This is a genomic window from Nitrosomonas sp. ANs5, assembly GCF_050584665.1.
Lineage (GTDB): Bacteria > Pseudomonadota > Gammaproteobacteria > Burkholderiales > Nitrosomonadaceae > Nitrosomonas.
This window is the reverse complement of the sequence record NZ_JBEUDO010000075.1, coordinates 1-9,470: the sequence shown is the minus strand read 5'-3', so window position 1 is coordinate 9,470 and position 9,470 is coordinate 1. Positions and strand designations below refer to the sequence as shown.

The 9,470-nt window shown below is 53.9% G+C and carries 9 protein-coding genes; 8 read left to right on the top strand and 1 reads right to left on the bottom strand.

The window, feature by feature from the left end:
* Window positions 1-743: 743 nt before the first annotated feature.
* Window positions 744-1,148 carry a DoxX family protein gene (locus ABTW62_RS12795; RefSeq protein WP_430904962.1) on the bottom strand — a complete coding sequence of 135 codons (405 nt, stop codon included), beginning with the start codon at window positions 1,146-1,148 and terminating at the stop codon, window positions 744-746.
* A 455-nt stretch (window positions 1,149-1,603) separates the two neighbouring features.
* Between ABTW62_RS12795 and queA the strand changes: the two genes are divergently transcribed.
* The 8 genes from queA (at window position 1,604) to ubiE (ending at window position 9,295) form a co-directional block, all read left to right on the top strand.
* Window positions 1,604-2,638 (top strand): tRNA preQ1(34) S-adenosylmethionine ribosyltransferase-isomerase QueA, encoded by a 1,035-nt coding sequence (queA, locus tag ABTW62_RS12790; RefSeq protein ID WP_430904961.1) that lies wholly within the window; start codon window positions 1,604-1,606, stop codon window positions 2,636-2,638.
* A complete protein-coding gene (gene tgt, locus ABTW62_RS12785) occupies window positions 2,635-3,720 on the top strand; it encodes a tRNA guanosine(34) transglycosylase Tgt (RefSeq protein WP_090413002.1) in 1,086 nt (361 codons plus the stop codon). The genes queA and tgt overlap by 4 nt, the downstream gene beginning before the upstream one ends.
* A 70-nt stretch (window positions 3,721-3,790) precedes the next feature.
* The gene (gene yajC / locus ABTW62_RS12780; protein ID WP_430904960.1) at window positions 3,791-4,267 is read left to right on the top strand and encodes a preprotein translocase subunit YajC; all 477 of its coding nucleotides are present in this window, start codon (window positions 3,791-3,793) and stop codon (window positions 4,265-4,267) included.
* 86 nt (window positions 4,268-4,353) lie between these two features.
* Window positions 4,354-6,195 carry a protein translocase subunit SecD gene (secD, locus tag ABTW62_RS12775; protein WP_430904959.1) on the top strand — a complete coding sequence of 614 codons (1,842 nt, stop codon included), beginning with the start codon at window positions 4,354-4,356 and terminating at the stop codon, window positions 6,193-6,195.
* A 28-nt stretch (window positions 6,196-6,223) separates the two neighbouring features.
* On the top strand, window positions 6,224-7,156 hold the full coding sequence (gene secF / locus ABTW62_RS12770; RefSeq protein ID WP_430904958.1) for a protein translocase subunit SecF: 933 nt from the start codon (window positions 6,224-6,226) through the stop codon (window positions 7,154-7,156).
* Window positions 7,157-7,534: 378 nt separating this feature from the next.
* Window positions 7,535-8,134: a DedA family protein gene (locus tag ABTW62_RS12765; protein ID WP_430904957.1), complete on the top strand. Its 600-nt coding sequence runs from the start codon at window positions 7,535-7,537 to the stop codon at window positions 8,132-8,134.
* A gap of 4 nt (window positions 8,135-8,138) precedes the next feature.
* Complete coding sequence (locus tag ABTW62_RS12760; RefSeq protein ID WP_430904956.1) at window positions 8,139-8,516, top strand: gamma-butyrobetaine hydroxylase-like domain-containing protein; 378 nt, start codon at window positions 8,139-8,141, stop codon at window positions 8,514-8,516.
* Between the two features lie 44 nt (window positions 8,517-8,560).
* Window positions 8,561-9,295, top strand: a complete 735-nt coding sequence (gene ubiE / locus ABTW62_RS12755) for a bifunctional demethylmenaquinone methyltransferase/2-methoxy-6-polyprenyl-1,4-benzoquinol methylase UbiE (RefSeq protein WP_430904955.1) — start codon at window positions 8,561-8,563, stop codon at window positions 9,293-9,295.
* Window positions 9,296-9,470 lie beyond the last annotated feature (175 nt).

Here is a 9,470-nt window from a genome sequence, read left to right as displayed (position 1 = left end):
ACGCAAATTACTGCACGCAATCTACGGCATGCTGCATCACAACATGCCGTTTGATGGTGACAAGTTTTTCAAAATGAAGGCCGCTAATACGTAAATTTGGCTTGACTGAAGACAGAGTATCTACGCCTGTGACAGCAAAAATTTTTGTTCGAATCACTGCACAGCTCGACTGACCGTCGTATAATAAGCGCCACTCTCCGACGTGATACAGGCGCCGGATAGACAGCCACGCCGATAAACACTATGCGTTATGCCCCATGAACAGGCGCATCTATTTAACCTTTTATTGATCCTAATCAATAAATCTCACCTCCCTTTGGTTCACGATTTAACTCCGACTGTCGCATAATGTGGAGGTAACGATGAACATGCTAGAGAAAGAAGATGCTGAAACATTTAAAGATTTGGGTTGGAATTTCGCATTCATAGTCGCCGTGGCGGTGGCTTTGATTGTCATGTCTGTATACTTTTCGTAAGTGGCCGATCGACGAAAAAAACTGGGATTAGCTATATTAGCTATTCTTAAATTTAAGCGTTCCAGTGAACAAGCCACCGGCTGAAAGCCGGTGGCTATATGTAACAAGTTGCCGTTTAAGGCCTCATCAAAGTTAAAGGGGGCGCCCAGGCACCCCACGCAATCTTCGTCACCCAACCGCGTCCAAAAATTCCCACAGAACGAGTGGCTCAGCTTTGGCTATCCAGACCCCTTTGACGTGGGCAGTTGCTAGTAAATTCCGAAGCTCTCAGTCAGGTTTAACGGCCATTCTGCCACTGCCAAGGAAGAATACTGCAAGCCCCGTCAGCAAGAAGAAAATCTGCAATTCCAGCCCATATCCACCGTGATCGGTTAATGTAAATAAGTGGCTGCGGTGCACCAGCACTATTGCAAATATCATATTGCCAAAAACAAGCAAACCACCCAGCCGGGAATATATTCCAAAAATGATCATCAGCGGCGCAATGACTTCTCCCAGATACACCCCGTAAGCCAAAGCCTGTGGCAGATTCATGCCAACCAGCTGTTTGCTGATAAAATCGAGGGAAGCCGGGTTGAGTATCTTGTTGGCACCATGAAACAGCATCAATACGCCTACGCCGAGGCGCAGGGTCAATTTACCCAGGGTATCGCTCTGGAACGGAAGACTCATAATATTATCTCCTTAAACTATGTGTGCTCGAATATACCAATGCCATTCGTTGCCAACTTTTATGATACGACCCGTCTGAATCAAGGGAAACCTAGTATGCGATTTCGCCACTTGAAGCCTACCTGCCCCTATGCATACAGATTCTCGGAGATTATACGCATTTACCCGCACCGGAACACATGCGCATCATTCACGCAGCTGAAAATCGCAATGCCAGATTTTTTCCCGACCACTGTAATTTGACGTCGACCGGATGATGCGCAAGCGCACCCTTGATTTCAGATTCCAAACAGCTTCTCAGGGTAGCTCTTTGATCAGTCTTGTATCGTCATCCAGCCGTTTGGCCTGTTGCCGATGCACTATCCGCATGATTTGCCCCTACTCGGCAGCACTATGGCGTCCAATGAATAAGAATGGTTAGCGAAAAAGGCTGCGCCCTCGGTATAATTCGCGGCATGAAAACAGATGCATTCGATTTTTATTTGCCAGACGACTTGATTGCGCAATTTCCGCTTGCCAACCGCGCGGATAGCCGTATGCTGTATGTCGGCGGTACGGCGCAGCACATCAAGGATGCCACTTTCAGGGATCTACCCCACTACATGCGCCAGGGTGATCTGCTGGTGCTCAACAATACCCGTGTGATCAAGGCCCGCCTGTCCGGCTTCAAATCCAGTGGTGGCAAGGTAGAAATTATGGTCGAGCGCCTGCTGGATACGCACCGCGCGCAGGCCCTGATTCGCGCCAGTCACGCGCCGGCGGTCGGTTCAACGTTATCGTTGAGCGACGGCATCACCGCCGTGGTGGAAGCCCGCCAGCAGGATATCTACACGCTGCACTTCCCGCATCCGCTACCATTGCTCGAACTACTCGACCACTACGGACGCGTGCCGCTGCCGCCCTATATCGAGCGGTCCGTCACCGATTCCGATGAAAACCGCTACCAAACTGTTTTTGCGCAGGAAAGCGGCGCGGTCGCCGCGCCCACAGCGGGGCTGCATTTCGACCAGGCGATGCTGGATACCTTGCGCGCGATGGGCGTATCGATTGCCTATATCACACTGCATGTCGGTGCGGGGACTTTCCAGCCGGTACGGGTGGATAACATCGAAGATCATGTCATGCATGCCGAGCGATACAGCATTCCACCCGACACGATCGAAGCCATTCAGGCCTGCAAAACCGGTGGCGGGCGCGTGCTCGCGGTGGGCACCACTTGCTTGCGCGCACTCGAGGCTTGCGCACGCGCCAATGATGGGCAGCTGGTTGCGGGTCAGGGCGAAACCAACCTTTTCATTACCCCCGGTTATCGTTTCCAGGTGGTCGACCGACTACTGACCAACTTCCATTTACCTCGCTCCACTCTGCTGATGCTGGTCTCCGCTTTCGCGGGCATGGACGCCATCCAGCGTGCCTATCAGCATGCAGTTGCCGCCCGCTATCGTTTTTTCAGTTATGGCGATGCCATGCTTCTCGAAATCCAATCATGAATTTTCAGTTACATTGCAGCGACCGGCAGGCCCGCCGGGGCACCCTGACGCTGGCGCATGGGGTGGTGGAAACACCCGCATTCATGCCCGTTGGCACCTATGGCGCGGTCAAAGGCCTGTCGCCAGAGGATTTGCAGACACTGGGCGCCGATATTATTCTGAGCAACACGTTTCATCTGTGGCTACGGCCAGGGCTGGAAGTCATCGAGGCGCATGGCGGATTACACCGTTTCATGGGCTGGGATGGCCCCATTCTGACCGACTCGGGTGGTTTTCAGGTATTCAGCCTGGGCGCGCTGCGCAAAATCAGCGAACAAGGTGTGCATTTCCGCTCGCCTGTCAATGGTGACGCCTGTTTTCTGACGCCCGAGGAATCCATGCGGATTCAGCGTGTGCTGAATTCGGATGTCGTCATGATCTTCGATGAATGCACGCCCTACCCGGTGGATATCCAGACCGCCGAGCAATCCATGCAGCTCAGCCTGCGCTGGGCCGAGCGTTCCAGGGCCGCTCATGCAGGTAATCACAATGCCTTGTTCGGCATCGTGCAAGGCGGCATGTATGAGTCACTGCGTGACCGCTCAGTCGCGGCACTGTGTGATATCGGCTTTGATGGCTACGCCATCGGCGGGCTTTCGGTTGGCGAACCCAAGCAGGATATGCAACGCATTCTCACCCATACCGCCCCTCAGCTACCGGTCGACCAGCCGCGCTACCTGATGGGGGTGGGTACCCCAGCAGACATCGTATACGCCGTCTCCCAGGGAATCGATTTATTCGATTGCGTCCTGCCGACCCGCAATGCGCGCAATGGCTGGCTCTACACCAGGCACGGCATACTCAAGCTGCGCAACAGCCGCTACCGGCTGGACACCGCGCCGCCGGACGCACAATGCGCGTGCTACACCTGCCGCCATTTCAGCCGCGCCTACCTGCATCACCTGCAGCGGACCAATGAAATGCTGGGTGCGCGCCTCAATTCCCTGCACAACCTGCATTACTATCAACAGCTGATGGCAGACATTCGCCAGGCCATTGAAACCGGCCGCTTCGAGCAACTGGTACAGGAATTTTCGGTCTAAAACTTCATGTTAGAATATACGACACTTCGCTTTTATCTTTGTTATTTTCAACCCCGAGGAGGGAATTGCCATGTTTATAAATGAAGCCTTCGCCCAAGCCGCCGGTGGTGCGGCTCAGCCCGAACCGACTCTGATGAGTTTTCTGCCGCTGATCGGTATTCTCGTCATTTTCTACTTTTTGTTGATTCGCCCGCAAACCAAACGCGCAAAAGAACAAAAACAAATGCGCGATGCGTTGCAAAAAGGCGATGAAATCATCATCGCCGGTGGCGAGTTGGGGCGGGTCACGAGCGTGGGAGAACATTATATCACCATGGAAATTGCCCCCGATCTTGAAATCACTGTCCTCAAGACGGCCATTCAAACCCTGCTGCCCAAAGGCACACTGAGAACCATCGATACTGGCAAAAGCAATCGTGCGCTCAAAAGCACCAAGCAGCAGAAAACGCAAGAATCTCAGAAAGATCAGCCTGAAGAAAACAGGCCTGAAGCGGATACGACCGACTCTGCCAGCGAAACCACCAAGCAAGACAGCGAAAAAAACTGATTGTTACCGATTTGCCATACCTTGACGCCGCCAAAATCCTGCCAGGACTTTAGCGGCTGTTTTTTCTTCCGAACACACTGGTCACCATGAATCGCTACCCCCTTTGGAAATATCTCATCATCGCGGTTTCTCTCCTGTTTGGGTTGCTGTACACCTTGCCCAATTTTTTCGGTGAATCGCCTGCCATTCAGATTTCTCCGCTGCGCGCCAGCGCACAGGCCGATGCCGCGCTCCTGCAGCAGATCGAACAAACACTGGCCCGACATCATCTGCCGTTCAGCGGCACGTTGCTGGAAGCCAGCGGCATCAAGATCCGCTTCACCGATACCGACACCCAGATCAAGGCTCGGGACGTACTGGAAGCCGAGATTGGCAACGATTTCATCGTTGCCCTCAACCTGCTGCCCAATTCTCCCGAGTGGATGAGCCGCATCGGCGCGCTGCCCATGTACCTGGGGCTGGATCTGCGCGGTGGCGTGCATTTCATGCTGCAGGTGGATATGGATGGCGCGCTCTTGAAATCGCTCGATCGTTACAGTTCCGATCTGCGCAGTACACTGCGCGAACAGCGAATTCCTTCGGCGGGGATCGATCGGGATGGCGATCAAATTGTGATCAAATTCCGCAATGCCCAGACACGGGACAGAGCCATTGCCGAGCTCAGCAAAACTTTTGTCGATCTAGATTTGCGTACCATCGATACGGCCGACGATTTTCACTTGCAGGTCACCATCAAACCGGATGTGCATAAGCGCATGCAAACAGCCGCCTTGCAGCAGAACATCACCACCCTGCGCAACCGGGTCAATGAACTTGGGGTTGCGGAGCCGATTATCCAGCAAGCCGGCTCCGATCGGGTAATCGTCCAGTTGCCGGGCGTGCAGGATACGGCCAAAGCCAAGGATATTCTGGGACGCACCGCGACGCTGGAAATTCGTATGGTGGATGACGAAAGCGATATCGAGGCCGCCCTGCGCGGCCAGCCACCGTTCGGTACCGAACTTTTCACCGAACGCGGCGGTGGCCCCTTGCTGGTCAAAAAACAAATATTGCTGACGGGTGACCGTATCACAGACGCCCAACCGGGATTCGATCAGGACAATCAGCCCGCTGTCCATGTCACCCTGGACAGCAATGGCGCTCGGATTTTCAAGCAGCTGACGCGGCAAAATGTCGGCAAGCGCATGGCTATTCTGCTGGTCGAGAAACATCTGACCGAAGTGGTCACCGCACCGGTCATTCGTGAAGAAATTGGCGGCGGACGCGTCCAGATCAGCGGACGCATGAGCAGCACCGAAGCGCGCGACGTCGCCCTGCTGTTGCGCGCAGGCGCGCTGGCAGCGCCGATGGAAATTATCGAAGAACGTACCGTCGGGCCCAGCTTGGGTGCCGAGAACATCTCCCGAGGATTCAACTCGACGCTGTATGGCTTCCTTGCAGTAGCCCTGTTCATCGCGATCTACTACATGGCTTTTGGCGCGATCTCCGTGACGGCACTGTCAATCAACCTGCTGCTGCTGATCGGCCTGCTGTCGATTCTGCAAGCGACTTTGACCCTGCCCGGCATGGCGGCCATCGCGCTGACGGTCGGGATGGCGATCGACGCCAATGTCCTGATCAATGAACGCATCCGCGACGAAATCCGTAATGGAATCGCGCCACAGGCCGCCATCCACGCCGGGTATGAACGCGCACTGGGCACCATTCTGGATTCGAACATCACCACGCTAATCGCCGGGATCGCCCTGTTTGCGTTCGGCTCCGGACCGGTCAAGGGATTTGCGGTCGTGCTCTGTCTGGGGATTCTGACATCGGTCTTCAGCGCGACCATGGTTTCGCGCGGCATGGTCAACTTGTTTTACGGTAACCGCAAACTGAACCGGGTACCCATCGGCTCGGTCTGGAAACCCAAACGTAGCAAGCGTTGAGCAACCACTTACCTGAGACTGGATACACATGGATTTCTTTAGATTTGAACGCGATATTCCTTTTATGCGCTGGGGGAAGTACTCGACCATTCTTTCCCTGACGATTTTTATACTCTCCATTTTTTTCATCGCCACCCGCGGGCTCAATCTGGGCGTGGATTTCACCGGCGGGACCGTCATGGAAATCAGCTACGGGCAACCAGCAGACCTGGCCCGGACCCGTAATGTGCTGGCCGGAATGGGCATAACTGACGCGACCGTACAGAATTTTGGCACCTCGCGGGATGTATTGATCCGGCTGCCCGCGAAACAGGAATTCACTGGCGGCAATCTGTCCGAAGTCGTCATGGACGCACTTAGGCAGGATGACGAGACTGTCGAAATGCGGCGCGTCGAGTTTGTTGGCCCACAAGTTGGGCAGGAATTGCTGGAAAATGGCGCACTGGCATTGCTGTTCGTCTCGCTTGGCATAGTTATCTACCTGGCGATTCGTTTCGAATGGAAATTCGGTATCGCTGGCATCGTGGCCAATCTGCATGACGTGGTCGTGATTCTGGGATTCTTCGCTTTCTTTCAGTGGGAGTTCTCCCTGACCGTACTGGCCGCTGTGCTGGCGGTACTGGGTTACTCGGTCAATGAGTCGGTTGTAATTTTTGACCGGATCCGTGAGAACTTCCGCAAGCTGCGCAAGGCATCGGTGGCCAAAGTGATCGACAACGCGATCACCATGACCATGTCCCGGACCGCCATCACCCACGGCAGCACGCAAATGGTGGTCATCTCGATGCTGCTGTTCGGGGGCGAGGTGTTGTACTATTTTGCCCTGGCCTTGACAATCGGCATCCTGTTCGGCATTTATTCCTCCATTCTGGTCGCCAGCCCCATTCTGGTCCTGCTGGGTGTCAAACGGGAAGATCTGGTCAAACCCGAGCGCAAACCCCAGGAAGAAGCCTTGCCATGAGCAGCCGGCAGCCAAATGATCAGCCTCGTAGGGTGCTGCGCTTGCGCACCATAAAACTGGGGCTGAATTATTCCGGATTGCAGGCATCTCACTGCAAACAAGCTTAGCGATATAACCGCTATTGATTGTCTGGCCACACTCACGGCCGGCCGCCGAATGACCTGGAGGCTGTCCGAGAATAGCGATCGTAGCGAGGGCGAGGCTGGTTGAGTTGGATTTTTCGATCATTTGGGGCGAATAGTCGTTCTATTTAACGAAAAGGATCGTAAAATCCGACCAATCAGGCTCGTCCGCAGTAGATCAGTCTATTCTCGGACAGCCTCCCAGGCACGATCCACTTTAATCGCGCCACCACGATCCAAGATTACGGAAGCGACCATGTACGAACTCATACAATGGATAGTTCAGACTATCGGCAGCCTGGGTTATCCAGGTATTTTCATATTAATGTTTCTTGAATCCAGTTTCTTTCCGTTTCCGAGCGAAGTCGTGATGGTGCCGGCAGGTTATTTGGCCTATCAAGGCGAAATGAACCTGTTTGCAGTCGTGGCATGCGGCATCATCGGCAGCCTGGCGGGTGCATTGTTCAACTATTATCTTGCCGTCCGGCTGGGACGTCCGCTACTGATCCGCTATGGACGCTATTTCATGTTCACCGAGACTTCGATGCAAAAGATGGAAGGCTTTTTCTCACGCCATGGCCATATTTCCACTTTTACCGGACGCCTGATCCCGGGTGTGCGCCAGTATATTTCACTCCCGGCCGGACTTGCCCGCATGCACCTGGGATTGTTCAGCTTCTATACCGGTCTCGGCGCAGGCATCTGGGTGCTCATTCTTACCCTGCTTGGCTATTACATCGGGGATAACGAAGATCTGGTCAAGGACTATTTACAGGAAATCGTGCTCTACCTGATTCTCCTCTGCATGGCAGGCATCGGCGTGTATTGGCAATTCAATCGACACAAGAGAAAATAAGCGTATGGCAGGCCTGACTCCACAAACTCCCATTCCCACCGAATTGAAGCTGCACCGCAAATCCGGCATCCTGGACATCACCTTCAATGATGGCCAGGCCTTCAGTTTCTCGTGTGAATTTCTCAGGGTCCACTCACCTTCTGCGGAAGTGCGCGGCCACAGCCCCGAGCAAGAGATTCTGCAGACTGGCAAAAAAAATGTCACCATTACCCATATCGAGCCGGTTGGCCGTTATGCCATCCGGCTGGATTTCTCCGACGGCCACAACACTGGCTTGTATTCCTGGGATTTGCTCTATAATTACGGCCTGAACCAGGCGGCCATGTGGCAGCGCTATCTACGGCGCCTGGAAGAATCCGGCGGCAGCCGGGAGACGCCATAGCCTACCCTATCAAATTTAAACCACCCATTCAGGGAATTTCCCAAATGACCAATACGACGCACTTCGGTTTTACAACGGTCTCCGAAACGGAAAAAGCACGCAAAGTCGCTGATGTTTTCGATTCTGTAGCCGCACGCTACAACTTGATGAACGATCTCATGTCCCTCGGACTGCATCGCATCTGGAAGAAATTCGCGATCGAAGCCAGCGGGGTTAGAGAGGGCAACAAGGTGCTGGACATCGCAGGCGGCACCGCCGACCTGACCAATCTGTTCCTGGAAAAGGTGGGACGCAGCGGCGAGGTATGGCTGACCGACATCAATAATTCCATGCTGTCGATCGGCCGCGATCGTTTGCTCAACGAAGGCAAAAGTACGCCTGTGGCACAATGCGACGCGGAAAAACTCCCCTTTCCCGACAACTATTTTGATCGAGTCAGCGTCGCCTTCGGTCTCAGGAACATGACGCACAAAGACCTGGCACTCAAGGAAATGTTGCGCGTATTGTGCCCCGGTGGTTCAGTCATCGTGCTCGAATTCTCCAAGGTTTGGAAACCTTTACAGCCGTTCTATGATGCCTATTCCTTCAAGGCCTTGCCGATGATGGGCAAGGTTATCGCCAGTGACGATGCCAGCTACCGCTATCTTGCCGAATCCATCCGTATGCATCCCTCCCAGGAAGAGCTGAAACAAATCATGCAGCAGGCTGGATTCGAGCGGGTTGAATATTTCAATCTGACTGCTGGCGTTGTGGCACTGCATCGCGGCTATAAGTTTTAGTCGGCAATCTAGGGCGTGTCATCAGTTAGCGGAGTAATAACTTTCCGGATTCACAGTAGGATCTGATTTGTGATTCAAGATTCCTTGGCTAAAAAGGAGGAACTTGGGGATGACAAAGAGGCGCTACGCTCTGCGAGATGATCAGTGGGAGAGAATCAGAGATTTTTTACCTGGG

Excerpts from the sequence above, each read along its gene's own strand:
- queA (WP_430904961.1), top strand. The coding sequence starts at position 1,604 with ATGAAAACAGATGCATTCGATTTTTATTTGCCAGACGACTTGATTGCG.
- secD (WP_430904959.1), top strand. The coding sequence starts at position 4,354 with ATGAATCGCTACCCCCTTTGGAAATATCTCATCATCGCGGTTTCTCTC.
- yajC (WP_430904960.1), top strand. The coding sequence starts at position 3,791 with ATGTTTATAAATGAAGCCTTCGCCCAAGCCGCCGGTGGTGCGGCTCAG.
- ABTW62_RS12795 (WP_430904962.1), bottom strand. The coding sequence starts at position 1,148 with ATGAGTCTTCCGTTCCAGAGCGATACCCTGGGTAAATTGACCCTGCGC.
- secF (WP_430904958.1), top strand. The coding sequence starts at position 6,224 with ATGGATTTCTTTAGATTTGAACGCGATATTCCTTTTATGCGCTGGGGG.
- ABTW62_RS12760 (WP_430904956.1), top strand. The coding sequence starts at position 8,139 with ATGGCAGGCCTGACTCCACAAACTCCCATTCCCACCGAATTGAAGCTG.
- ABTW62_RS12765 (WP_430904957.1), top strand. The coding sequence starts at position 7,535 with ATGTACGAACTCATACAATGGATAGTTCAGACTATCGGCAGCCTGGGT.
- ubiE (WP_430904955.1), top strand. The coding sequence starts at position 8,561 with ATGACCAATACGACGCACTTCGGTTTTACAACGGTCTCCGAAACGGAA.
- tgt (WP_090413002.1), top strand. The coding sequence starts at position 2,635 with ATGAATTTTCAGTTACATTGCAGCGACCGGCAGGCCCGCCGGGGCACC.